The sequence below is a fragment of the Paenibacillus sp. LK1 genome (genome assembly GCF_002750415.1).
Taxonomy (GTDB): Bacteria; Bacillota; Bacilli; order Paenibacillales; family Paenibacillaceae; genus Paenibacillus; species Paenibacillus taichungensis.
Map to the genome: position 1 here is coordinate 89534 of NZ_PEII01000009.1, position 26791 is coordinate 116324.

22 protein-coding genes are annotated in these 26791 nt (G+C 46.7%); 15 read left to right on the forward strand and 7 right to left on the reverse strand.

The genetic code is table 11. The features are described from left to right. Positions 1-322 precede the first annotated feature (322 nt). The gene (locus tag CS562_RS20190; RefSeq protein WP_072735535.1) at positions 323-550 is read right to left on the reverse strand and encodes a hypothetical protein; all 228 of its coding nucleotides are present in this window, start codon (positions 548-550) and stop codon (positions 323-325) included. Between the two features lie 247 nt (positions 551-797). Here CS562_RS20190 and ppk1 point away from each other — a divergent pair, with 247 nt between their 5' ends. Next, positions 798-2879 carry a polyphosphate kinase 1 gene (ppk1, locus tag CS562_RS20195; protein ID WP_076290907.1) on the forward strand — a complete coding sequence of 694 codons (2082 nt, stop codon included), beginning with the start codon at positions 798-800 and terminating at the stop codon, positions 2877-2879. Here the strand turns inward: ppk1 and CS562_RS20200 are convergent. Together CS562_RS20200 and CS562_RS20205 are read right to left on the reverse strand one after the other, a co-directional pair. Then, entirely contained in the window at positions 2839-4365 is a 1527-nt protein-coding gene (locus tag CS562_RS20200) for a Ppx/GppA phosphatase family protein (RefSeq protein WP_099858041.1), read from the reverse strand. The genes ppk1 and CS562_RS20200 overlap by 41 nt on opposite strands. Before the next feature lie 26 nt (positions 4366-4391). Beyond that, positions 4392-4646, reverse strand: a complete 255-nt coding sequence (locus CS562_RS20205; protein ID WP_063566109.1) for a hypothetical protein — start codon at positions 4644-4646, stop codon at positions 4392-4394. 236 nt (positions 4647-4882) lie between these two features. Here CS562_RS20205 and CS562_RS20210 point away from each other — a divergent pair, with 236 nt between their 5' ends. Further along, positions 4883-5542, forward strand: coding sequence for a YheC/YheD family protein (locus CS562_RS20210; RefSeq protein WP_076290905.1), 660 nt, complete (start codon positions 4883-4885; stop codon positions 5540-5542). Between the two features lie 355 nt (positions 5543-5897). After that, on the forward strand, positions 5898-6041 hold the full coding sequence (gene sda, locus CS562_RS20215) for a sporulation histidine kinase inhibitor Sda (protein ID WP_017692430.1): 144 nt from the start codon (positions 5898-5900) through the stop codon (positions 6039-6041). Positions 6042-6062: 21 nt separating this feature from the next. Here the strand turns inward: sda and CS562_RS32615 are convergent, their stop codons facing one another. Continuing rightward, positions 6063-6314, reverse strand: coding sequence for a hypothetical protein (locus CS562_RS32615; RefSeq protein ID WP_072735483.1), 252 nt, complete (start codon positions 6312-6314; stop codon positions 6063-6065). A gap of 84 nt (positions 6315-6398) precedes the next feature. Then, entirely contained in the window at positions 6399-7373 is a 975-nt protein-coding gene (locus tag CS562_RS20220; RefSeq protein WP_218966745.1) for an NAD(P)/FAD-dependent oxidoreductase, read from the reverse strand. 535 nt (positions 7374-7908) lie between these two features. Between CS562_RS20220 and CS562_RS20225 the strand changes: the two genes are divergently transcribed. Next, positions 7909-9102, forward strand: coding sequence for an NAD(P)/FAD-dependent oxidoreductase (locus tag CS562_RS20225; protein WP_024632649.1), 1194 nt, complete (start codon positions 7909-7911; stop codon positions 9100-9102). After that, the gene (locus CS562_RS20230) at positions 9099-9353 is read left to right on the forward strand and encodes a hypothetical protein (RefSeq protein ID WP_024632648.1); all 255 of its coding nucleotides are present in this window, start codon (positions 9099-9101) and stop codon (positions 9351-9353) included. Before CS562_RS20225 ends, CS562_RS20230 begins: the two co-directional genes overlap by 4 nt. Before the next feature lie 135 nt (positions 9354-9488). Here the strand turns inward: CS562_RS20230 and hemQ are convergent, their stop codons facing one another. After that, positions 9489-10235: a hydrogen peroxide-dependent heme synthase gene (gene hemQ / locus CS562_RS20235; RefSeq protein WP_076290903.1), complete on the reverse strand. Its 747-nt coding sequence runs from the start codon at positions 10233-10235 to the stop codon at positions 9489-9491. 230 nt (positions 10236-10465) lie between these two features. On the opposite strand from hemQ, the gene CS562_RS20240 reads away from it, so the two are divergent. The 4 genes from CS562_RS20240 to CS562_RS20255 all read left to right on the forward strand — a co-directional run bounded on the left by CS562_RS20240 (position 10466) and on the right by CS562_RS20255 (position 14321). Then, positions 10466-10759, forward strand: coding sequence for a YuiB family protein (locus tag CS562_RS20240; RefSeq protein WP_053783239.1), 294 nt, complete (start codon positions 10466-10468; stop codon positions 10757-10759). A 353-nt stretch (positions 10760-11112) separates the two neighbouring features. Further along, the gene (locus CS562_RS20245) at positions 11113-12648 is read left to right on the forward strand and encodes a replication initiation and membrane attachment family protein (protein ID WP_099858043.1); all 1536 of its coding nucleotides are present in this window, start codon (positions 11113-11115) and stop codon (positions 12646-12648) included. 87 nt (positions 12649-12735) lie between these two features. Then, a complete protein-coding gene (locus CS562_RS20250; RefSeq protein WP_099858044.1) occupies positions 12736-13707 on the forward strand; it encodes a helix-turn-helix transcriptional regulator in 972 nt (323 codons plus the stop codon). A gap of 95 nt (positions 13708-13802) precedes the next feature. Beyond that, positions 13803-14321: a DinB family protein gene (locus tag CS562_RS20255; protein ID WP_099858045.1), complete on the forward strand. Its 519-nt coding sequence runs from the start codon at positions 13803-13805 to the stop codon at positions 14319-14321. Positions 14322-14395: 74 nt separating this feature from the next. On the opposite strand, the gene CS562_RS20260 is transcribed toward CS562_RS20255, so the two are convergent. Beyond that, positions 14396-17152 (reverse strand): endo-beta-N-acetylglucosaminidase, encoded by a 2757-nt coding sequence (locus CS562_RS20260; RefSeq protein WP_099858046.1) that lies wholly within the window; start codon positions 17150-17152, stop codon positions 14396-14398. Between the two features lie 211 nt (positions 17153-17363). Between CS562_RS20260 and CS562_RS20265 the strand changes: the two genes are divergently transcribed. From CS562_RS20265 to CS562_RS20290, 6 genes are all read left to right on the forward strand, one after another. Then, complete coding sequence (locus CS562_RS20265; RefSeq protein WP_099858047.1) at positions 17364-19193, forward strand: sensor histidine kinase; 1830 nt, start codon at positions 17364-17366, stop codon at positions 19191-19193. A gap of 1 nt (position 19194) precedes the next feature. Continuing rightward, a complete protein-coding gene (locus CS562_RS20270) occupies positions 19195-20709 on the forward strand; it encodes a response regulator transcription factor (protein ID WP_099858048.1) in 1515 nt (504 codons plus the stop codon). Between the two features lie 282 nt (positions 20710-20991). Further along, complete coding sequence (locus CS562_RS20275; RefSeq protein ID WP_076290896.1) at positions 20992-22464, forward strand: ABC transporter substrate-binding protein; 1473 nt, start codon at positions 20992-20994, stop codon at positions 22462-22464. 75 nt (positions 22465-22539) lie between these two features. After that, entirely contained in the window at positions 22540-23469 is a 930-nt protein-coding gene (locus CS562_RS20280) for an ABC transporter permease (protein WP_076290895.1), read from the forward strand. A gap of 84 nt (positions 23470-23553) precedes the next feature. Next, positions 23554-24408, forward strand: coding sequence for a carbohydrate ABC transporter permease (locus CS562_RS20285; protein ID WP_205525065.1), 855 nt, complete (start codon positions 23554-23556; stop codon positions 24406-24408). Positions 24409-24442: 34 nt separating this feature from the next. Then, positions 24443-26791, forward strand: coding sequence for a glycoside hydrolase family 3 N-terminal domain-containing protein (locus CS562_RS20290; protein ID WP_180287192.1), 2349 nt, complete (start codon positions 24443-24445; stop codon positions 26789-26791).

Consider the following 26791-nt stretch of genomic DNA (forward strand, 5'->3'; position numbering starts at 1 on the left):
TTGAGTTGCAACCTAATTATATCGAGCATCATTTACTCAGCTACAGGGTCCATTTCCAATCTTTTGGTTGTTTTTTTAACCTCTCCCGAAAAAAGACAAAACAAAAAGCCGTCCGAAGACGGCTTTTCTACCCGTGGCGCTTTTTGAAACCTTGATCCGTATCCCGCGCCTCCACCAGAATCAGTTTATTTTGAGCTAGTGGATCGGGTAAGGGACACGTTCAACATGTGATTAGATATGTTGACGCACCTCCTTTCCTTGTGCCAAGAGTATACAACACTCTTTTCCGGAAAGCTAGTCTTTTTTTCATATATACGCAAAATTATTTTTCGGTTTGGAACATCGTGATATCCCGGTCATAATGACTCTTCGTACCGTTGTCGTTGCGAATTCTCACACTGTCTTCGCTGATCTGTTCTACGATGCCACGGCCCACTTCACAATATACGCCAGCCGGATCTTCCTGCCATGCAGTTACCGTGCATTGGGATAGTGCAGCCGTGAAAAACTCTATATTTTTTTGTAACGTTCTAGGTTTGTTCGATTTCATTATATACTCCTTTAACAAAAACAATTTTAGAATGTGGACAGCAACCGGACATTTTACACTGTAAATCACTTTACTCTGTCTCCTGCTCTTTGTAAAGGGATGGAAAAAGTTATCGTCATGAGGTATCATTTACATAAATTTTACATAGCGTTTACACTACGCTGACGCTTGTAGCCAATCACGAATAGTACAATTAGTTCAGAACATCTAACCAAGAATAGATATGTAACAAATTCGGAGGCCATACATGCATAGAGATGTCAAAACAGGTAACTACGTTAATCGTGATTTAAGTTGGGTAGAATTCAATCGTCGTGTGCTTCAGGAGGCGCAAGATCCAACAACACCTCTGCTGGAACGCATGAGGTTTCTTGGTATTGTCGCCAGTAATCTGGATGAGTTCGTAAGTGTAAGGGTAGCGGAGACGAAAGAGAAGATCAAGGCTGGATTTACGCAAAAGGATTTTACGGGCTACACCCCTGCTGGCTTGTACCGTAGATTAATTAAACGAACGGGGACCATGGTCGCCGAGCAATATAAAACCTATCGAGAGCTGATTCGTCTTCTCGCCAAGAAAGGCGTCCATTTTCAGGAATATACAGATCTGAATATGACCCAACAGCGAGCAATGGACCAGTACTTTCACGAGATCATTTTTCCCGTTTTAACACCGATGGCTATTGATTCGAGCCGGCCATTCCCACTGGTACACAATAAGTCTGTATATCTGTCCGTAATGCTGCAGAAGGAAGAAGAGCAGGAGGGCGAGCCATTTTTGGCTATTGTGCAGGTTCCCTCTAATCTGCCGCGGGTCGTTCAGGTGCCTTTAAGGGCGAATAGTAAAAAGAAAACGTTCATTCTGATCGAAGATCTCATCAAGCATCATATTCATACCTTATTCAGCGGTTATGTTCCGCTGGCTGTTCAAGAGTTCAGAGTTACTCGCAATGCGGATCTTTCCATTAATGAAGAAGAAGCTGAGGATTTACTTGAGGCGATTGAGAAGGAGCTGCGGCGCAGACGCCGGGGAGCACCGGTACGGTTGGAAATTTGCAAGGATTTCCGCCCGGATGCGTTGCTAGAGTTACAGGAAGAGTTCGATATTCAAGACCCTGTGTACGAGATCGATGGACCGCTGGATTTGAGCTTTTTGGCCGGGTTTGTAGATAGTTTAGATGGCTTTTCTCATCTGAAATATAGTCCGGTGCAGCCGGTGTATCCTCTGGAGTTCCTCCCTCGGGAAAGTCACTTCGAACTGCTGCGTAAACGGGACGTGCTTGTGCATCATCCATACGAATCGTTTGAACCGGTAACGGACTTTATTGTGGAAGCTTCGGAAGATCCGCGCGTGATGGCGATCAAAATGACGTTATATCGGGTGAATGGTGATTCCCGTCTTATCCCCGCACTGGCTCATGCGGCCGAGAGCGGCAAACAGGTAACGGTTGTTGTTGAATTAAAAGCCAGATTTGATGAAGAACGGAACATTGCATGGGCCCGCACGCTGGAGAAGGCAGGTTGTCATGTCGTATATGGATTGGTCGGGTTAAAGACGCATGCCAAGATTATTCTCGTCGTACGCAGGGAGCAGAGTGGTCTGAGAAGGTACGTGCATGTGGGAACAGGTAACTATAATGAAAGTACGGCCAAAGTGTACACCGATGTGGGGCTGTTTACCTCCAATCCCATCATTGGTGAAGACGCATCGGAATTGTTTAATGAGATTACCGGTTATTCAGGACCCAAAGCGTTGCAGGCATTCCGCGTCGCCCCTGATGGCATGAAGGATGAACTGTTCGCGCTCATTCGTCGGGAAAGGGAACATGCCTTCAAGGGAAGACCGTCCAGGATTATTGCCAAAATCAATTCTTTATCCCATCAGGATATCATTGATGAATTGTATCTGGCATCTCAAGCTGGAGTACAGATCGATCTGATCGTGCGTGGTGTATGCTGCTTGCGTCCAGGGGTAGAGGGACTTAGCGAGAATATTCGGGTGATCAGCATCGTGGACCGGTTTCTGGAACACTCCAGATTGTTTTATTTTGAAAATAGCGGGAACCCGGATGTGTATCTGTCCAGCGCAGACTGGATGACCCGTAATTTGAAGCGGAGAATAGAACTGATGTGTCCCGTGTTTGATCCAGAGCTGAAGAAGATGTTGGTCGACATATTGAATCTGTCACTCATGGATAATGTGAAGGCCAGAGAGCTCATGCCTGGTGGCAATTATGTTTTTGTACAAAATGAAAAGCCCCCGCTGAGAAGTCAGACGGAGGCGATGGGCATTATTCCCTGGAAGCCTGCTGAATGGAGTGCGTTAACGTAACTCCCCAAGCTTCCTGTAAATCCTTGACGGCATCGTCAAGGCCACTGAGTTCCAGTAACGGCTCGGCTGTACAGATCAATTCCATCTGCAGCGAGTCGTTTTCTTTTGCCGCCTTTATGGCGGTTATACTTTCAGAACGATTAATCGCTTCAGTCACGCGCAGTAGAGAGCCCAAACGATGGGCATGCCGTTCGTCCGAATCCTTGAGAATGTCCCTGTGCTTATGCAGCAGCTGGGGCGTTCTTTTTTTTGGATGATAATCGGCTGCAATGGCACTCAGGATGGTCTCCCGGTGAGATAGTCCGTAGATGCTTGCATTCATGATCCAATAAGCCGAGTGCTGCGGATACCGGAAGTAGTTAATCTGTTTTCCAGCCATGTGAAGCATGGAGACCGTGTACAGAATCCGGGCATCCGCTGGATCGGGAGCACTACCTTGTAAGGCGGTATACAGGGTAAGCGCATCAAGGTGAATCCGATTCAGACGTTTCTCCGGAATGGGTGGACCAAAATGAATGAAGTTGCGAATGCTGTCCCGCAGCGCATCTGGCACGACTGGCTTACCTTGAGCCAGGAGGTCCCTTAGCAAACCATCCCGTAATCCCGCTCCGCTCACAACATAACGATCCCCCTGGATGATGCGGAAGACCGTCCGCAATATGAGTACACCTGGAACAATAATGTCGGCACGATCCTTGGCAAGTCCGGGTACTTTCTTGCGTTGTGCCGAGGTTAGATGTGGCAAAGAACGAGCGATATTTTCCATCTCTTCTGCACCGATTTCATAATGATGCGTAACCGGTAATGAGTATTGTGTTCTCTTCTGCTCCACTTTGGCCAGTGTACGCATGGTGCCACCAAGTCCAATGAGAGGTAGTCCGGGATGCTGTGTAACCCAATCCTGATCGCTTAATGCCTGTATAACCTCATTACATAGTGCAGTCGCATTTGCCTCAGTCCATTGATCTTCCCCACCATAACGGGCATGTGAGTTAACCGCACCAATAGGCAGAGAGATGCTGTGCAGTCTTTTTCGATCACGGAATACAGTGATCTCGGTACTGCCGCCGCCAATATCTACGACATAACCATCTGCCAGATCAATCGATTGAGTGACACCTAGGAAACCGTAATAGGCTTCCTGATCACCGGATACACATTCGATGGTAAGTCCCGTCTCGGCTTCCAACCAACCTATAATTTCTGGGGCATTGCCTGCATTCCGAATAGCAGCCGTAGCTGCAGCCCGGATAAGCTTGGTTTGATAAGCTTCGCAAGTAGCCCTGAATTGTCGCAAAATCGTAATGGCCTTGTCTAGTGAATGTCGCAGGATGGTTCCGTCTTGTTCAACCACATTGCTTAGACGAGCGGCATATTTGTCTTCATGAATGATGCGATAGGCTCCATCCTGGTCGAGTTCATAAATAACCAGACGAATGGAATTGGAGCCGATATCGATGATTCCAAGTTTTTCGTTATGTGTCATAAGCATCTCCTTCTACAGAGGTTAATCTACCCGACTTTCAGCAAGGCAGCCATGGCTTCCGGTGAACCCGGAGGCGTCGAGGAGAAGGGCGTGGTCAGCATGACCACAATGATGAAGACGATAAAGCAGGCAAACAGAATACAACTTACAGCAAAACCGCGATTGCTTTTCTTCATAAACAGTCGAATACCTGTAACGAATAGAAGTACCGTAATGGCCACCAGAACGATAGAAATTGCAAAATAGGCTACGCCATACAGTGATTTGAAAAATGATTCCATGTCTTCTGAACGCTCCTTAGATCCTCATATTTAAGCCTCTCCAAACTATTCCTTAGTAGCATACGATAGATTGATGCGTTTGAAAAGCAAACCGGGCGCCTGTTCCGGCCTTGAACCAAGCTGATGGACTATATCAACGGAAAAGGGGCCCTAGCCTTGGACAGACATCCAAGAAAGCACGGTTTCTGTTGAGTATGTATAAGGAAGGACTATTGTTCACGAAAGGAGATCAACCCATGTCGAGACAGCTTGCAAGCAAATGGCTGAAGACAGCGGCACTGTTGAAATATCCGGTAGCTGCTGTCCACATCCCACAGACGAAGGCGTTCAACTCGGGGAATCTGCTAAACATGCTTAGTCATTATGGAATGGTGTATATCAAACCTATTGTTGGTGGTGGAGGTTACGGTGTCATTAGAGTATCAGCAAGCGGAGGCGTCTATCGGTACACTCATATGAAAATAACCCGTTCTTTTACTCAGTTTAATCAAATGTACCGTTCTCTAATCCGTGTAAAAGCCAGACGGAGATACCTGATTCAGCAAGGCATTCATTTGGCGACCATTCAAGGCAGACCTGTCGATTACAGAGTCAAAGTCGTCAAGACGGAAAGAGGCTGGGTATTTCGTTCAATAGTGGGACGGCTCGCTCGTCCAGGACTGGTCGTGACCAATCTTAGCAAAGGAGGAACGATGCTGTCCGGTAGGAGAGCGCTTGGTCTGTCCCTACCTCATATTTCTGGAAAACATAAACGTCGCGAGATGCGTTCACTGACACTTACCTGTACGCATATTATGGAAAGGCAGTTCCCGGGTGTGGGACAGCTCGGCTTCGATTATGGACTGGATCATTCAGGCAAGATATGGATTTTGGAAGTGAACACCAGACCGCAATGAAAATGGTGACAAAAGCTAAAAAAATCCAAAGAAAATCCGATAGTAATATAGAAGGAAACTAGATGGAAAACGTTTGAAATTTAACAAATAAGGGTAATTTACTCGCATCAACTCTTGAAACTATGAATTTATTCTAAAAAAAATGCTCTTATAATCGTTCTGTTTGATAGGCTACGATCCTGTGTATAAATACTGTCCACACAATCCACGTTGATCAATCAACATTTTTACCATTTATCAACAAACTATACACAGGATTTCCACATAACGTTGTGGATAACAAGAACGCTTGTTCTCTTTATAAATCTCTGATATGATAGTTTTGAGGAAAAAAAAGGAAAGGTTGTGGCGGGAAATGGCTATGTTATCCGATGAGATGTTGTTGGATTCCTACCATAAGGCGATTGAGTTGAATCTCGAACGAGATTTCATCGCACTGCTGTTGGCAGAAATCCATAAGCGCAAACTGGGTACCGACGTATCTGCCATTCTTCACTAGAGATCCTCATTGCAGGCAATGTTACAGGTTTCCGGACATGTCCCATAGATTGACAGGCCACAGTGTGCTTGTTTGACAATGGTGACAGTACATCATATGATTGCAAACGTTTTCGGCTTCGTCTGCCGTGTCAGAGGAAGTGTGAATGACGTAGGGGCTGTATGGTCCGGTGTAATCGTCCAATTTGCCGCATTCTGACAGTCCCTGAAGGCAGTGGGGACAAGCCTGCTCCGGTACAACCAGACCGTTACACAGCGGGCATATATAAGACAAGGGTATCCCTCCTGATGTTCAATTCATTCAGGAGTAAGATACCCTTTTTTGTGTCTTTTATGTTCTATATGATTCCATAAGGAATTAGCGCTTCATGTTACTGCTGTGTCCCGGGGACAACTTGGCATCTGGATCGAAGTAAACCTTGGCATTATTGACTGCGGTTGGTGCTTCACCGAATCCGACAGCAATCAGCTTCAGCTTGCCTGGATAAGTTGTAATATCTCCGGCAGCATAGATACCTGGAATCGAAGTTTCCATGCGGGAATCGACCACGATGGAATTGCTATCAATTTCGATGCCCCATTCTGCGATAGGTCCAAGGGAAGAGACAAAGCCGAAATTGACGATTACATCATCGACTTCAATTTCCTGTGTTTCCTTCGTTTTAACGTGAGCCAAAGTGACCTTGGTAATGCTGTCTTCACCGTGAAGTTCCGTAATTTCGGTAGGTGTAACGATGTTTACCTTGGAATTCATCAGGTTTTCGACACTGTGCTCATGCGCGCGGAATTTGTCGCGGCGATGGATCAGGGTTACTTGCTCAGCGATTGGCTCAAGCATAAGCGCCCAGTCTACAGCGGAGTCACCGCCACCACTGATCAGTACTCTTTTGCCTGCAAAGGCGTTCAGGTCACTGATGAAGTAGTACAAATTGGTTTTTTCGAATTTGGCCGCACCCTCAAGCTCCAGACGACGCGGTTCGAATGCACCCACACCTGCAGTGATAATTACGGCTTTGGCGTGATATTCATTCACATCGGTTTTTACGACGAAGTGACGTTCTTCTAATTTCTCTACGGATACGACCTTTTCCTCAAGACGGATGTTCGGGTTAAAATGGCTCATTTGCTCCACCAGATTATTCACCAGTTCCTGAGCGGTAACTTTCGGGAACCCGGCTACATCATAGATGAATTTTTCGGGATAGAGGGCTGCAAGTTGTCCACCAAGTTGTGGCATACTTTCAACCAGAGTAACAGATGCCTGACGCATCCCTCCGTAAAACGCGGCGAACAGACCCGCAGGGCCGCCACCAATAATAAGTAAATCGGTCATGTCATGACCGGCAGTTTGTGCAGTCAAGAATCAACAACACCTTTCTTATTTTAATAGGTAGTTAACAGAAATAATAAAGCCGGGTACGAATGGTAACCAGCGTTTGTTGCTGAACTGTCTTTTTCATTATAAACGGTGTAAACTGGGTTGCAAAGTTGGCAGTTTGATGAATCTGGGAACAATAGATGAAGATCAGGTGAGAATAGGATGAAATTGGAAATGAAAGGTTATGAAAAATAACAAAAAAAACCTTGATCTTTGCCAGAAATACAGATATCCTTGACCTGTACTATGTGTTTTTTTGTCTAATTTAGCCCCAATTTGTAATGTGAAGACAATACCCGCGTTTTGTTGAATCTTGTGTATAATTTCACAATTTTAATCGATAACTTGCATGCAAAAAGTTCAAATAAATTCGCGAAGTTAACATTTGTCGTCATAATGGATAAGACCTCATCAATATGGGTAAGTAAGAGCCTTTTTACAACAAAACAATCGAATGGCTGATGCGAGCGAAACTGGAAGGGGTATAGACATGAGCAGTATTCCCAAAATCGTCATCCTCGGCGCGGGCTATGGCGGGATTCTGACAGCCCAGCGGCTGCAGAAGGAATTGAACTATAACGAGGCCGATGTCACATTGGTGAACCGGCATGATTATCATTATATCACTACACATCTACATATGCCGGCAGCTGGCACGGATACCATTGAACATGCACGGGTCCCGATTTCGAAGCTGATTGACGAGTTCAAGATTGATCTGGTCAAATCTTCGGTGAAGGAAATTCGCCTACAGGATCGGAAGATTATTCTGGAGGATGGCACGTTATCCTATGATTATCTGATTATTGGATTGGGTGGGGAACCGGAGACCTTTGGTATTCCAGGCATGCTCGATCATGCCATGACAATTCGCAGCATTAACTCGGTCAGAATGATTCGCGAGCATATCGAATATCAGTTTGCCATGTACAAAAACGATAATAAACGTAACCGCATTCGTTTTGTTGTGGGTGGGGCTGGCTTCAGTGGTGTCGAATTCGTGGCTGAACTTGCGGATCGCATTCCTCAGCTTTGCAAGGAATTCGACGTGAATCCCAAAAATGTGCATATTTATAATGTGGAAGCAGCGCCTTCAGCTCTGCCGGGCTTTGATCCGGAACTGGTTGAGCATGCAATGAACGTGTTGAAGAAAAAAGGTGTTACTTTCAAAATCGGTGTTCCGATCAAGCAATGTCTGCCAGATGGAGTCATTGTGGGTGAGGGAGAAAAACTCGATGCAGCAACGGTCGTATGGACCGGCGGTATTCGTGGGAATGCCCTGCTTGAGCAGGCAGGCCTTGAAGTGATGCGCGGACGGGTGAAGGTCGATGAATTCCTTCGTGCCCCAGGGCATGAGCATGTCTATGTCATCGGTGACAATTCACTCGTGTTCAACAACGAAGGGCGTCCATATCCACCAACAGCTCAGATCGCGATGCAGCAAGGTGTTAACTGTGCCAAAAACGTTGTCGCTGCCATTCGCAAAAAGCAGCCGCAGCCTTTTGTATTTACAAGTAAAGGTACAGTTGCGTCACTTGGAAAAGGTGAAGCTATCGCCGTCGTAGGCGGTAAGAAATACAAGGGGTGGAAGGCCGCTCAGCTGAAAAAGCTGGTGGATCTCCGGTATTTATTTATCATCGGTGGCATTCCCTTGGTACTGAAGAAAGGGCGGTTTTTTGGATGAGACATTGCAGTGTTCAGGTCAGAGGACTACTCACACGCGAAGAACTGGATCGTTACAACGCCCTGATGCAGGTTGGCGGTTATCTGGAGGAACAGGATCAGTATGATCTGGCTTATATCGTTCAGAAGGAAGTGGATATTCTCATTTTGCCTGCCATTGAGCGGCTTAAGGAGAAGGGACGTGACCGTGACCGGGCAACGGCTGAGTTTTTGGAATCTCTGAAAGCGGTTGATGAAGAGGATCAGGATTAAGCAATCACGTTATCCAAAGGAACCTGAGTCATCCATTTATTATTGAACATTTCATATTCATTCGAGAACGTAAAAGCACCGCTGACCCTATCCTTAATGGAGGTGTCGCGGTGCTTTTTTTGTAATTTATCCGATTTACAGCTTGAGCATCTCTTCCAATGTTGCTTCGTTCAGCAGGCTTCCCACATAGAAAGAGCCAAATTCGCCATAACGGGCACTGACTTCGTCAAAGCGCATCTCGTAAACGAGCTTCTTGAACTGAAGTGCATCATCCGCAAACAACGTAACGCCCCATTCCCAGTCGTCGAAACCAACGGAACCGGTAATGATTTGTTTCACTTTGCCAGCGTAACTGCGACCAATCATGCCGTGGCTGCGCATCATCGTACGACGCTCGTCCATCGACAGCATGTACCAGTTGTCGTTCAGCTCGCGTTTTTTGTTCATCGGGTAGAAACAGATGTATTGCCGCTGTGGCAATACCGGTTTGAGACGAGCGATAATTTCCGGGTTCTGCATAGGGTCTTCGCCCTCTTTGCCAAGATAATTGCTCAGTTCCACTACACTGACATATGAATATGATTTGGTGGTGTATTGGGCAAACATCGTTTTGTTGAACGCGTTCTCAACGGCTTTCAGATCTTCCAGCGTTTCACGCAAGTGCATCATGACAAGGTCAGCCTTCTGTCCCACAACGGTATATACGACAGTGCTTCCTTTGGATGAATCCTCTACAGCTTTCCATTCCTTCCAGAATGCCTGAAGCTCGTCCAGTGCTACGGCGCGTTCCTCATCATCGGCTGCTTTCCAGGCGGCCCAGTTAATCGAGCGGAAGTCATGCAGGGCGTACCAGCCCTCCAGTGTTGATGCGGCTTCGTTCATTGAATTGATTCCTCCTGCAGGTTATATTTCCAAATCCCGGTAAGGGACGGTTGAGTACTTTATCGTCTTCATTGTATCCCAACAGGAAGCAGAAGGGCAAATGAAGAGAAGGTGAATATAGGGAAATTTGTCCAGAAAGTTCGTTGCTTCGCCACATTTTTTGCGGTACACTATCTACTATCCGTAGTAAGAGAAACCGAGTCAGTGAAAGAAGAGGTGAACGTCACCCGATGCAGTTTATACCTGTGCTGGTATTGATGGTGTTATTTTTCGTTATGATGTTTGGTATCGGTTTCATTCTGAATATGCTGATGAAGACAACCTGGTTTCCTTCCTATCTGTTCATTATTGTCATTCTGCCTGTCGTCGTGTATTCCTTATGGGATCATACGGCATCGCTGATGTCGCATTTGGGTTCTTTCCATATTGTAGACTATATGACGGGTGTAGCTGGACTTGCTGGAGCGGTCATCAGTGGCTGGGCCATTCGCAAACTTCGTCTGGGTGGGTACAAAATGTTTTGATCGGCTAGCCAAATGGCAGCAACGCTGGACTGCATTTTCCGTAAAGGTCTTGCCTTTGTCGTAAACGCTTACGAGTGCAAAGGGAAGGCTTTTTGGCATGCAGTCCAAAAAAATGTGCATGATTGTTTGGACATGTCTCATATATATGAATAACATTTCTCCATATGTTCACTTGTGTTCTAAGGCTGTAGCTTTTATAGTAATCTAGCAACTCTGCGAAAACGTGAATGCTGTCGACCTAGGACGAAACGGAGTGAGAACAGGTGTGTTTTTTACCTGTTTTTGAGCATTTGAGGATCGGACATTTATGATAGAATAGATAAACATACTTTTGGGGAGAAGGAGATCAAGCTATGCGCATGAAGAATTTGCACCATTATACTGAACATCATCGCTACTGCGTATACAGGGAGTTTGGACTTAGTGCCCTGGATGACCGCATGCTCACCGGAGCGTATCAGCCAATGGTAGGTGCCTTTGCGATAGGTTTGTATCGACTGCTGTTTCAGCATCTTCCCGGTGAACAGGTCGGTTACTCGCCGCTTGAACAGCAACGGAGGCTGTTTATGACGTTGGGACTCGAGCCCAGCGAGAAAGGGCGCAAATATTTGGTGGAGCAGGCATCCAAGCTTGAAGCCGTTGGTTTGCTTCAGACTTCACGGCTGTATATTCCGGAAAATGACGACTACATTTATGAATATGAGCTGCAACCTCCGCTCTCTCCGGCAGAATTTTTCCGTACACAGCATTTGACACTGCTGCTTCGTGACAAAATCGGCAAGTTCGCCGTACTCTCACTACGTTCCGGTTTTTCGGCGATAGAGAGCGGTGACACGCCTTACTCGGCAGCAAATAAAGAGAATATTTCCGTTCCTTTTTACGATATATTTGAATTGAATACGCATGTCATTGATTATGAGCTGGAGCAGGCGTTGTCGGAAGTGTCAACTTCGGCTCAGCGCAGCGGAATAAGTGGTGCAGCCGAAGAGAATAGCCTGAATTATGCCGACATTATATTGCGTTTTCCGCGTGAGTCGGTCAATCGCCGTCATGTGGAGCAATTGCGGTTCGATCACGAACAGCTCGGCATTGTGAATTATGTGGTGAACAAGTTCAATCTCAGCGTACAGGATGTATGTCGATTGTTGGATGAAGATGATATCTTTAACCCTCAGGGACAGCTCGTGCTGGATGACCTTCAACACAAGGCGAGTCTGCAGTTCAGACAGACCAAGAAGCGACATGAGCAGCAGACGGTGCAGGCAGCGAAGGTTGTTGCCCTGAGACAGCATATGGAGGAGCCTGAGCGGAAAGAGGATTCCGGTGAACCGCCTGTCGAACATGTGGTACAGATGGAATACTACGTCGAAGTGCCACCACAATTTTCGACCAAGTGTGATATTCATCAATACAATATGATGCTGCGTAATGAGCCCTACACACGATTGCTTCAGACGTTCTTCCCTGGGGCCGTACCGGACAACCTGGTGGACATTTTTGAGAAGATCGACCTCAGCTACAAGTTGCCGGGTGAAGTGATCAATGTGCTTATTCATTATTTGATGGCATTGCTTGTATCCGGTGGTGAGCAAAGAATTAACCGTAACTTTGTTGAGGCCATTGCCTCCAACATGCTGCTCAAACAGGTAAATTCCTATGAGAAGGCGGTACAATACATTCGTGACCAAGCCAAGGTCAAAGGCAAACAGGCTGCTGGTGCAGCTGGAACCCGTTCCCGTACATACGGCAAAGGAACCAAAGCCAAACCCGAAATTCCGATTGTACAAGACATAGGCGCCGACGGCGATGCTGTATCCGAAGAAGAGTTTGAAGAGATGATGAGGTTTGCCCAGCAGATGCAGGCAAGCAAACAAAAGGGAACCTCATAATTTTTATAATAATGACCCAAAAGGCGAGTCACCTAAATCAAAGGAGACTCGCCTTTTATTCTTTCAATGAAAAGAGGAGGGCTCCCAATGGCAAAATGGGATAACATGCTGTCCATGCTTTGGATGCTGCGATCCGGAAGAAAACTCACCGCCGCTCAGATCGCGGACAGTTTGGAGATTAGCGTCCGCACCGTGTATCGATATATCGATGCATTATGCGCGAGTGGCGTGCCGGTCGTTGCGGAATCGGGCCATGATGGCGGTATTCGTATTCTGGAAAATTTCAAGGAAACACCATTGTTCTTCAACTCTGTAGAGTTGAAGGCACTTGTGGATGCGTTTAAATTTGCCCAAGGTGCTGGCTATCCGTATGTGCAGGAGCTGGAGTATGCGTTGAAGAAGGTGGAGAACGGACTGCATGAGGAGCAGCGCCACGATCTGTCTCGCCAGCAGAGCAGCTTGGACGTCGTTTCTTCAGCGCGCGCGCCTTCTATTGTTCCGTTGTTGCGGGAATTGGAACAAGCGACAAAAGACGGGCGAACGGTCCGTATGGTCTATCGCAAAGCGAAAGCGGAGCAGGCGGACGAACGTGAAGTCGATCCATATGGGCTTGCTTACGTCCGAAACGAATGGTACGCTGTCGCGTTCTGCCATCGGTCGCAGGCGATGCGGACGTTTCGCGTCGAACGAATCGAACAGCTGGAGTCAACCGAAGCGAGGTTTGATAAGCCGGAGTCTTTCTCTGCGTCCGCGTTTTTCTGTGAGCAGTCCAACCAGAGACGGGAGGCAGATGGACCGCTGACGGTTATCCGTATCGAGGGAGAGCCTGACACGCTTAATGTAGTTTGCGGCCACTGGCATCTGCGCCACTATTTGACGGAACGAACCGATCGGGAGGCACGGTTTCTAATCGATGCTCCGACGATGTACAAATACCTACCGACATATCTCCTGACGTTCGGCACGACCATTCGCATCCGCGAACCACTGGAGTTGAAGCGGCGAATTCAGGAAAAGGCATACGGTATCGCCAAACATTATGAAGACGATCCGAATTGAAGTTTGCTGACAACATTTGTCAGCGAACTTGATATATGATAAAGACACAGCTGCGGTAGCCAAACCATGCGAAGAAGGGAAAGGTGAATTTATCGATGCTTCAACAACCATACCGATTGTATGATTATCATGTTTGGGCAAACAATCGATTGTTTGCACACCTGGAGCAACTCCCGAAGGAAGTATTCCATGCGGAAGTGACGAGCGTGTTCCCATCCGTATCACAAACATGTGCACACATGTACTTGTTTGAACAGCTCTATATGCTCGTGCTCGCGGAAGTTCCGAACAAGGAGATTTTCTCGAAAATCTCGGGCTGGACAGAGGAAGCACAGGGCAAAACCGTGAATGAGATACGTGAGCTGTTTGGCAGCGTTGCCGAACGTTTCCGCGATTTACTGCGGCATACGCCTGACCCGGACAAAAAAATGACAATCGAGCATCCGAAATACGGTAAAATGGAAACACATTTTTCGGACATCCTACAGCATGTTGTTAACCACGGGACTTATCACCGGGGCAATGTGACTGCGATGTTGAGACAGCAAGGTTATACCGGTGTGCCAACCGATTATATATTTTATTTGTTAGAACAGCAGAAAGTTCAAGGATAGTGCCAAACATCAATTCAGCCCTTCCGACTTCCTGTAGGGAAGCGAAAGGGCTGAATTGATTTCTTGTGAATCTTTTATCGCAGAATCGTCGTTGCTTTATTGCCAGCATAATCTTCGATAACGAGCTTCAGGGAGCTGGTGCTGGATGCAGGCGTGAATGTCATTTCGCTCAGCTTCGTTCTACCCCGAATGATATAAGGGAATTTCTGCGAAACGTAAGTTACTCCGAATTCGCGTGCTACTCCATTTTCATAGACATAGATTTTGTACCAATCCTCCAAATCAGGCAATGCGAGGGTATACTTTCCATCCTTTACCGTAACCTTTTCCTTGGCATATGGTGTAATCTGAGTATCTGCCAGTTGTCCGGTCGTTGTGACTGGATTCTGTTTGCCAATGGCAATATTCAGGACGTAATGTTCACCATTGGTCGGCAGGCCTGTCAGAATGGTAGACTGTTTCCCTTTTTTGACCTGAAGTGTCTTGCTGAAAGGTTCCTTCGTGTACTCCGTTTGGAGTGTAAGCTGGATTGGATCTTTACCTGGGTTCTTCTTCGGGTTTTTCCAACTGACAATAGCATCGCCATTGTTCTTGAATTTCACGTCAATGTCTTGAACAGCTGCATTCAGATCATAGGACAGGACGGTTGCTTCACTCTCGGTACCATCTGCGCCTACAGCACGAATGGACAATTCGCCAGCGGGATGTTTGAGCGATTTAATATAAAATGTGGAGTCATACACGCCGCCGACATAAGCGCCGTTCTCATACAGATTATATTGCTTAACCTTCGAATAGTCCTCGATATCCCATTCGACAACCAACTCATCGGTGTTGGTCAGTGCTTTGGCAATATGGAATCCGGTTGGTGCATTCGGTTTGGCGGCAGAACCGTCGGATATACGAATCTCACCGATGTTCATCTGATATTTTTCAATCGTAGTACCATTAGGGTCGAAGGATAGACCAAAAGCTGCGACGGTCTTCCCTTGGTATGCACTCAGATCGAGTGCAGCAGTCTTCCAGCCTGCCGTGTGCTGACCTGAATCCGGCACTTTGACTTTGACCACTTTGGTTGGTTCATCCTCAAATATCAGTCCGACATACATGGAGGAAGCGTCGTTGACAGACGGTTTATTATAGGTGAGTTCCAATTTGGATTGGGCGTTGATCGACAGATCCGTCTTGTACAGACGTAGGAAATTGTCCGTATTCAGACTTCCATTTACGACAAGAGAACTGCCGCCAGTGAACGCACCAACGGAATCATAAGTATAACGAGCACCTTTTTCATAGGTAGGACCATAGTCAAAATCAACAGTGAGCTTATCACCTTGACTATCCATCCACCACTGCCAGGTGACCGGGATATCCTGAATATTAATATTGGACCATTCGGTTGCATTGGAGACGGTTCCGCCCTCATAATATTTCAGACCGTGGCCTGTATTGAAGTTGGTCACAAAATTGGAGCCATGAATAACGGAGCGTTCAGTGAGGTAAGCGGCGATCCCGTCCCATTTTGCGCCAGAAGCATACACGTCGGATAGATCAACGGATGCCGTACGGCGTGCGTTGGTTGGGTCCTGATTCGGACCTGACCACCAAGCGCGGTCACGCACAAAGGTCATCCATTGGTACTCATCTTCGGCTCTATGATTCGTGCTGCCATCGCCCATTTCTTCATCCAGGGCATTATGAGTAAAGTCGGCACCAAGCGTTGCAATACTGTTCATCGGTTGACCGTTCTCGTCCAGATTGTTACGCAGATCGTAGAGCTGCTTCCAACGGCCGAACTGGTCATTCCCACCTTCGACACCGGCAAATACCGTTTCCAGTGGGTCAAGTCCCAAACCTTTGGCATGATCGCGCGAATCACGCAGCATGTCATGGTTCCACACGTAATTCAGGAAGATCGAATCCGAGACTCTGCCTAATGCAGAATCTTGCACAAAAGGGCTGTTAAGTCCATTAAACTGGTTCTGGTATTGAATTTTGCCTGTTGTATTGATGGTGGAGTCATACCACTGAACATATAGTCCTTCGTCTTTTAAATACTTCATGAATTTCTTGTAGGAAGCGATGTCTTCAGGCGCTACGCCTTTGGCAACCTCTTCCTGATTGAAAAAGTATCCGTCGTAATTATAATACTTTGCCATCTCGACCAGCTTTGCAGCGACAGGGAAATTCCCTTCTTCATCCTGCACAAGCATCTGCTTGTAGGTTTGTGGTCCACGATCATTGTCGGAGAAGAAGATGTTGGCGATGGAACGGACACCGTTTTTGTGTGCAGCATTGGTGTATGCCGGGTTCGGAATGTTCAAAATGCCAAACTCAAAGTACTTTTCCGTCCATTCCTTATTGGGGTCATACAATTCCTCAGGCACGCCAGCAGAAGCCATACCATGCCAATAGCTATAATAGTCTGTGTACTGCCAATAATTAAAGAGGTATTCGCTGAATTCATTGGTGTAAGGGGTGCTGTCAAAGAATGAATTGCCGTAATCGCCACTCATCGTAAACAACTGGGTGTCCGGGCTAAGTTCGGGGTAAGCTTGCGTGGCCGCAAAGGCATCATTACGTGGCTGCAAAGGTACATGAGCTCGAAGCAGATCACCATGGATATCACTTTTGGGTGTCCAATTCAGAATCTGGGCAGCGGTGTAACCATGCTGATAGGGCTGATTTACTCCCTTGGCGCTGTCACCTGTGTAAGGGAGTGTGTCTCCGGCATAAACGGATGAGGCAATGACTTGTCCAAGTAGAGCCGAAGTGAGAACCATTGCGGTTACTTTGGGGATGAGACCTTTGGGTTTGAGTTTGCGTGTCATGTTGTTCCTCCTTCAAGTCGAATGAATGTAAGGTATTCTTTTACACAAAAATAAACTTATGGTTAACGATAGGGCATGAAAGCATTTTCAAATAGGGTGAAATTAAAGAAACACAGGTATAAACTAAAGAAAAGTTCGAGGTGACAAGTTAATGTCAGAAGGCAAATGATATAATTTAGACAGGAAAACAGCATCGGGGGGAACATGTGACTTGAAAATTGTTAGCGTTTACAAAAATTTCTTTAAAAATAATATGTTTATGAAGATGCTGTTCATCTTCTCCATGATTTCGATTGTAACGATTATTACCTTGTCCTATATCATTTTCCTGTCGGTGTCCGATGCCACGATTCGCCGAGAGCTGGCGATCCAGAAAGCGGCCATGGAGAGTGTTGACCGATATATTCATCAGCAGTATGAAACAGTGCAAAACATGGTGAGGGATATGCATCAGAATGAGGCGTTATCGTCCAATATCACTTATTTGATGAACCACACGTACGCCGAGTATGTACAGCATCTGACGAATGGCTATTATGCGAATCAGGATGATTACTCAGCTGATGTACTGAAACATTTTCAAAATATCATGGATCGCAATTCGGATATCAATCAAGTGATGTTATATAGTGCCGAGCGACAGGATCTGTCCAGCTTCAATCAACATAAGCAGTTCAGAAAGCTAAACACCAATGTGGCTCATTCCTATATTCCTGACGTGATGGCGATGGAGACACCGAATATCAGCGCACCGAACTATTGGATTCGTAAAGAAATTGATCAATGGGACCCGGCACTGTATGCGATTCGTGTGCCTATCAATGATACACAGACCCTTCGAAATTTGGGCCAGTTCCTTGTGTTCTTTGACTCAGCAGGTATTGGCAACGCTTTGGATAGTTATGAAAGTAATCTCAAGGGAGAAATTGTGGTGCTGTCAGCCAAGGGTACAGTATTGTTCGATTCCAACAGTAACTATTACGGCAAGAAGTACCCGTATATCAATGTGGCCGATTCCCTGTTTGATCAGACGGATATGGATTCGATGAAAAAGGAGCGAAATATGTATGTGAACAAGTTTGTCTCGGCGGATCAGGGATATGTGGTCGTTGGCACGGTCCCTGTGGATGAGATGGCAGAGGCCTATGCGGGTACACGCAATACAATCGTTTCGATTAGTATCATATGTATCCTGTTTGCAGTGCTGGTTCCGGCGTTCTTCATTATTAATTTTGCCAAACGCACTCGCAGAATCATTCGTTTCACCCAAAGGGTGAAATACGGCAACCTGACAGCACGCATTGATGATGCCCGTGATGATGAGCTTGGACAGATCTCGCACAGTTTCAACGATATGCTGGATGAACTTAATCAATATATTGAACGCGTCTACAAAGCCGAGATCAAACAAAAGGAGACAGAACTGGTCGCTCTCCAGGCACGGATTAATCCTCACTTTCTCTATAACACGCTGGAGGTCATCCGAATGAGGGCGATCTCGCAGGGGGCGAAGGATGTCGGCGAGATGATTTACAGTTTATCCGTGTTATTCAAGAGCCTTGTTCAACAGAAGAAAAATTATACGCTCAAGGATGAGATGGAAGCTTGCCGTTTGTATCTGGAATTGTTCCGAATCCGGTATAAGGATATTTTTATGTACACGATTCAGTTGGACTCTGTTCATAACCAGCATCCGGTGGTCAAGCTGTCCCTGCAGCCGATTATTGAGAACTATGTGGTGCACGGCATTCAGACAGAACGTTCGGATAATCAATTAACGATCGTTGTTGAAGAACTGGGCGACGCTTTGCAGGTAGAGGTCAGAGATAACGGCAAAGGCATTGAGCCTGAGCGCCTGACTGAAATTTTAGAAGAACTGGAACGTCCGGAAGAGTCGGGTAAAATGTTCGGACTGCGCAGCGTTCACACCCGTTTGCGTTTCCTGTATGGACCGGAATTCGGCATCACGATAGAGAGTACACTCGGAGAAGGAACCCTGATCAGGGTTCGTTATCCTCATACAGAAGGGACAGGTATTTAATATGTACAAGGTATTTATTGTGGATGATGAACCATTCATCATTGAAGGATTGTACGATATTTTGGATTGGTCGTCATTTGATATGGAAATTGTAAGCCATGCCGGCAATGGACAGGCCGCATTAAACGCCTTGTCTGCGCAGCCTGTGGACATACTGATCACGGATATATCCATGCCATTCATGAATGGTCTGGACCTGATTCGGGAAGCAAGGCAATTGCAGCCTGACATCAAGGTGATTATTCTAAGTGGTTTTAATGAGTTTGAGTATTTGAAAGAGGGCATGCAGCTGGGCATCGAAAATTACCTGCTCAAACCGATCAATGTGGAAGAACTGGAATCGACGCTTCGCAATACGGCGTCCAAGTTGGACCATACGTTGTCTCCTCAAACAGATGATGCTTATGGTGTTCAGATTTTGAAAGACAACATCCTTCATCGATGGTTGACGGGACAGATTGCCGCCACGGAATTCGAGGAACGGGCACAGTTCTTGAACCTTTCGCTGGATGCACCTGATGTTGCAGTAGCTATCTTGCGGACAAAAGGGGAAGTATCCGGCATGTTCGAGCGAGTGGAAGACATGTTGAAGGATAAGTCCTATGTGAATATATTTCATGACATCGATGGGGACATCGTCATCGTTGCCAATGTGCATGCAGGCGAGGATGAGAAAAAGAGGTTTATGGAGTGCCTTCAAGCATTATCCGCTGCGCTATGTGAGACACATCCTGCTGTTTTGATTGGAGCAGGAAGTCTGATGCGTGGACTTCACCATGCTCCTGCAAGCTATCAGGAGGCGAAAAAGGCGCTCCAGTATGTGATGATCTATCCCGATCTCAAAGTGATTGATCATGCCATATTGGAGAAAGGTGGAAGCTCTGCTTCTTCCTTCTCGATCGATTGGAAGGAGTACGCGAAGCTCATTCTATCCCGCAATGCAGAGCTGCTTGCAGAGCGAATTCGGGTCGATTTTGAACAGCACCGCGATGGAGTTACTCCGGCTGAGTTGCAGAACATCGCACTGGAAGTGGTCATTCGTTTCAAGATGGAATTGGAGGGCATCAAACATTCGGATGAATCGGCTATTTACCAACGTGGACTTCGTCTCGTATTGGACAGCGGAACCTTTGATGAGCTCGTGCAGGCGTTGCAGCAGGTTGGTACGGAGACGATTCAGTCTCTGCTTCAGGATTTAAAGAATCCAATCGTCAACCAGGTACTTCAACATATTGACAAACATTACGCAGAAGAACTTTCCCTGAAGCTTCTGGGTGCTCACTACCATCTTCATCCGGTATATTTGGGACAACTGTTCCATAAGGAGACGGGGGAGACTTTTGCCGAATATATCAATAAATACCGGATTGAACGTGCCAAGGAACAGCTGCGCAATTCGAATCTGAAAGTACATGAGATTGCAAGGAATGTTGGCTACTGGGAGACCGGATATTTCTATAAACAGTTCCGCAAATATGTGGGAATTTCACCAACCGATTTTAAGGTTTTTGGATAATTTTCAGTGGATCACCGATTGGACCAGTGGACTGAACTAAATGAGACATTCTGGGGACAGGAGGGCATGCAGTGGAGTTGGTGCCAAATGTTACTCAGCATGTCTTTTTTATGTAAGCGATTTATTCAAATAGGTACAAATTAATGAATAGGTACTGATTTCTCTTTAATTTGTACCTCGAAATATTAAGTTTATCTTCTTTTTGAAAATGCTTTCATTCGATAAGGTTAAAGCAGTTAGTTTGTAGAGCTAAAGGGAACACGAAAAGGGAGGATCAAGGAAATGAGTAAACAAAGAAAAAGTTTTTCTCTCGTACTTGCATTGTTGATGGCGGTTACACTCGTTCTTAGCGCCTGTGGAGGAAGCAAAGATGCTTCAGAATCAGGAGAAGCAGGAGAGGCACCTGTCGAGCTGATCTGGTACACCATCGGTACCCCTCAGAAAGATGTTAATAAAGTGATGGAAGAAGTCAGCAAGTACACCAAAGAAAAAATTAATGCCACAGTAACGATGAAAATGGTTGACTGGGGTGACTATCCGCAAAAGATGCAAGTTAACGTAGCATCCGGTGAGCCAATGGACATCCTGTTCACCTCTTCAGGCGGATTCGATTATGTTCAAAATGCCAGAAAGGGCGCATTCCTAGAACTTGATGATTTGCTCCCGAAATACGGTCAGGATCTTATTAAAACCATTGATCCTGCATTCCTGAGCGGTTCGAAAGTAGACGGACACAATTACGGAATTCCGGCCAATAAGGAGCTGCCTCAACAAGAGGTATGGCGTTTCAACAAAACGCTGCTTGATAAATACAAAATGGACATCTCCAATATTCGTACGTTGGACAGTCTGGAGCCTTTGCTCAAAACGATCAAGGAAAATGAGCCAAGCGTGACTCCATTTGGAATGGATAAAAACTTTGTTCCTTATGTTCCTTACGACTACGTCATTCAGAACTTGCCAATGGCAATCAAACTGGATACGACGGATTACAAGATTGTGAACATTCTGGATACTCCGGAAATGAAAGCAGCTCTCAAAACGATGAGCAAATACTACAAAGCTGGTTATGTATCGCCAGAGGCAGCAACAACAGGCTCCACCAATGACCTGACCACATCAGGTAACTGGTTCCTGGATCGTGCACAGACACAACCGCTCGCGGACAACCAGTGGTCAGCAAGCTACGGATACCCGGTAGTTTCCACACCAGCAAGTGACGCGATCATCACCAACACGTCTGTACAAGGTTCGATCATGGCTATCTCAGCCAACTCCGAATATCCGGAGAAAGCAATGGAGTTCCTGAACCTGTTGAATACAGATCCAGTGCTGCGTAATATGGTTGATTCCGGTATTGAGGGCGTTCACTACAAAAAAGTGGATGACACGCACATGGAAAATCTGGCTGAATCCAAGAACTATGATATGCCTTCTTACTCCCTCGGTAACAACATGTTGTTGTATCTGAACAACAATGACCCGGATAACAAATGGGATGAGTTCAAGAAGTTTAATGCAGAGGGTGTAAATTCCCCTATTCTGAGCTTTAACTTTGACTCAAGCAAGGTGTCGTCGGAACTGACAGCAGTGCAGAATGTCAAAGAGCAATACTGGGCCGCATTGATGACAGGTACGCTGGACCCAGAGAACAATTTGGAGCAAGTGATTGAGAAGTTCAATCAAGCCGGACTTGAAAAAGTGATGGCTGAAGCCCAAACCCAGCTTGATGCCTGGAGAGCGGCAAATAAGTAAGGGTAAATTCAGGGATCGGGCCGCTGCTTGTTGCGCCCGATCCTTTTTCATTCAAGCCTGAAGGAGGATCTCCATATGACCGCATTTTTGAAAAATCTGATTAGAAACCGAGTCATGCTGTTCATGGTGCTACCAGGCGCCATCTGGTTCTTCTTCTTTTCCTACTTGCCATTGGTTGGTACAGTAGCAGCATTCAAACAATATCGTTTCAGCCGCGAAGGCTTCTGGGCCAGTCTGATGAAGAGCGAATGGGTGGGTTGGGATAACTTCAAATTCCTGTTCAGCACCAACGATGCCTGGCTCATTACTCGAAACACGCTTTTTTATAACCTTGCAATTATATTTCTGGGGCTGGTATTCGCTGTAGGTTTGGCAATTCTACTATCGGAGCTGGTCAATAAACGATTGGCCAAATTGTATCAAACTGGTATGTTCCTGCCGTATTTCCTATCCTGGGTTATTGTCGGTTATTTCGCGTTCAGCTTCCTGAGCATGGACCGGGGGATGTTGAACCAGATTATTGGGTGGTTCGGTGTTGAACCGATTCAGTGGTATTCGGAAGCGAAGTATTGGCCGTATATCCTGGTGTTCGTAGCTTTGTGGAAAACGATCGGGTACAACAGCATTGTCTATCTCGCTTCCATTCTGGGGATTGATCGGTCGCTGTATGAGGCAGCGATGATCGATGGTGCTAATAAATGGCAGCAGATCCGCAACATTACGATTCCTTTGCTCTCACCTATCATTATTATTATGACGTTGCTGGCTGTGGGTCGCATCTTCTATGCCGACTTTGGTCTCTTCTATCAGGTTCCAAGGGATTCGGGTACGTTGTATGCCGTTACCAATGTTATTGATACGTATGTGTATCGTGGCTTGAAAACAAGTGGTGAGATTGGCATGAGTACCGCTGCCGGATTGTATCAATCCGTTGTAGGCTTCGTGCTTGTTATCATTTCCAACTATGTTGTACGCAAAATCGATAAAGATAGCAGCCTATTCTAGGACAAGGGAAAGGAGTGAACCACTGTGGCTCAAATCGTAAAAAAACGCGACTTCCATCATGTATCCAATGGCTGGAACGTCATTATGAATATTTTGGCCGGACTATTCGCTTTAATCTGTGTATTTCCTTTCGTGTTTGTAGTGATCATCTCGTTCACGGACGAGAAAGCACTGGCCCGTGACGGGTATCGACTGATTCCGAAGGAATGGAGTCTCGCAGCCTATCAGTTTGTGTGGCAGAGTGGAGACACGCTGCTGCGTGCTTATGGGGTAACCATTCTGGTGACGGTGCTGGGTACCATCATAAGTCTGATTCTAATGTCGCTGTATGCTTATGCAATTTCCCGCAAGAGTTTCCGTTATCGGAGATTTTTCTCCATATTTGCCATTCTGACCATGTTGTTCAACGGCGGGATGATTCCGACCTATATGGTCGTATCTCAGCTTCTTCATTTAAAAGATAGCATATGGGCACTGGTTCTGCCGCTTGCAATGAATGCCTTCTATATCATGATCCTGCGTACATTCTATTCAACCAGTGTGCCGGATGCAGTCATTGAATCCGCGAAAATTGATGGAGCCGGAGAATTCTATACGTTTATGAAAATTGTCATTCCATTATCACTGCCAGGGCTGGCGACAATCGGATTGTTCAGTACGCTCGGTTACTGGAACGATTGGTTCAATGCACTGTTATATATCGATAATCCCAACCTCGTACCGCTGCAATCGATGCTGATGCGGATCGAGTCCAGCATCCAGTTCATCCAGCAGAACTCGGCGAACAGCTCGATGAGTCTGGCGGCGATGCAATCCATCCCGCAGGATACTTCACGGATGGCCATGGTGGTTCTCGCTACGTTGCCGATTATTTTCGCATATCCGTTCTTCCAGCGTTACTTTGTACAAGGTCTGACGGTCGGAGCTGTCAAAGAGTAACCGAATCACTTCTATAGGGTGGAGGCGTCGAAGGATGATGATATATAAGGATAAAAGCAAATCCGTGGAAGAGCGAGTAGAACATCTGCTGAGCTTAATGACGACGGAAGAAAAGGCGGGACAACTCATCCAGCCTTTTGGTTGGCAGACATATACGAATGATCAAGGGAACATCACGCTGAATGAATCCTTTAAGCAGCAGGTGGAAAACGGGGGAGTAGGCTCCCTGTACGGTGCACTTCGTGCAGATCCATGGACGGGTGTTACGCTTGAAAATGGACTGTCTGCCAGAGAAGGGGCAGAAGCAGTAAACCTTATTCAGCGTCATGCTGTAGAGCAGTCCAGACTGGGGATTCCCATTCTGATCGGAGAGGAATGCTCGCACGGACATATGGCGATTGATGGTACGGTCTATCCGGTTCCCCTCCTCTTGGGAAGTACCTGGAATGTGGATCTTTACCGTGACATGTGCCGGGCGGTCGCTCGCGAGACGCGTGCTCAAGGTGGTGCGGTAACGTATTCTCCGGTGCTGGATGTTGTACGTGATCCACGCTGGGGGCGTACCGAGGAATGCTTTGGCGAAGACCCGTATCTTATTGGTGAGCTAGCTGTTGCTTCCGTGCAAGGACTTCAGGGCGAGCGTTTGGACCAAGAGGATGCGGTAGCGGCTACACTGAAACACTTTGTCGGTTATGGCAGCTCGGAAGGTGGACGCAATGCGGGACCAGTGCATATGGGCTGGCGTGAGCTGCTGGAAGTAGATCTGTATCCGTTCCGCAAAGCTGTTGAAGCAGGTGCTCAATCCATTATGCCGGCTTATAACGAAATCGACGGTATCCCGTGTACGGTTAATACGGAGCTGCTGGATGACGTTCTGCGAAAAGATTGGGGCTTTGACGGTCTGGTGATTACGGACTGCGGTGCCATCAACATGCTCGCAAGTGGGCATGATGTGGCGTCAGATGGATTGGAAGCATCCGTACAGGCCATTCAGGCAGGTATTGATATGGAAATGTCCGGTGAGATGTTTGGACAATATCTGGTGCAAGCGATCTCGGAAGGCAAACTTGAAATGCATGTACTGGATCAGGCTGTCCGCCGTGTGCTGGCACTGAAATTCAAGCTGGGATTATTCGAGCAGCCTTATGTGGATGCCGATCGAGCGGCAGAAGTCATTGGCAGTGAAGAACATATTCAACTGGCACGCCAATTGGCTGCAGAAGGTGTGGTCTTGCTCAAAAATGAAGCTGCAACATTACCTCTGTCGACGGCAACAGCGGGCCGAATTGCTGTTATTGGTCCTAATGCAGACCAAGCCTACAACCAGTTGGGCGATTATACATCCCCCCAACCGAAGTCCAAAGTGGCTACGGTGCTGGATGGCATCCACAGTAAGCTTGCTGTAAGTGAGAGTGGGCACGCAGGGGAAGGCTCAGTTGGACATTCGAATAGTGAAAATCAGGTTCTCTATGCACCGGGATGTCGCATCAAGGGTGATTCGAGAGAAGGGTTCGAGCACGCAATAGAAACTGCACGTCAGGCAGATACGGTCATCATGGTCGTTGGCGGCTCGAGTGCCCGTGATTTTGGTGAAGGAACCATCGATCTGAAGACAGGTGCTTCCAATGTGTCCGATAACTCATGGAATGACATGGAGTGTGGAGAAGGCATTGACCGCATGACGCTTGGGCTTGCAGGAGTCCAGCTGGAGCTGATTCAAGAGATTCACAAGCTTGGCAAAACACTTGTCATTGTTTATATCAACGGTCGCCCGATCACCGAGCCTTGGGTGGATGAACATGCCGATGCCATTCTGGAAGCATGGTACCCAGGCCAAGAGGGTGGGCATGCCATTGCGGACATCTTGTTCGGTGAAGTGAATCCGTCCGGTAAACTGACGATATCCATTCCGAAGCATGTGGGTCAATTACCGATTTACTATAATGGCAAACGTTCACGCGGCAAGCGTTATTTGGAAGAGGATCTGGAGCCTCGTTATCCATTCGGATATGGGCTCAGCTATACTACTTTTGATTACAGTGAGCCGAAGCTAAGTACAGAATCGATGACGGCCAACGAGACAGTCACCGTATCAGTAGAAGTCACCAATACAGGGTCTTGCAGAGGTGCAGAAGTCATTCAGATGTATGTATCCGACGTGGTTAGCCGTGTGGCACGTCCAGCCAAAGAGCTGAAGGGGTTTGAAAAAGTGATTTTGGAACCTGGAGAGACGAAGACGGTAGCCTTCCATATTGGAGCGGAGCAGCTGCAATATATCGGTCGTGATCTCACGCCTGTCGTTGAACCAGGACAATTCCATATTCATATCGGAAGACATGTGAAAGATACGCAGTTCGCCGAGCTGACGGTAGAGGAGGCGTAA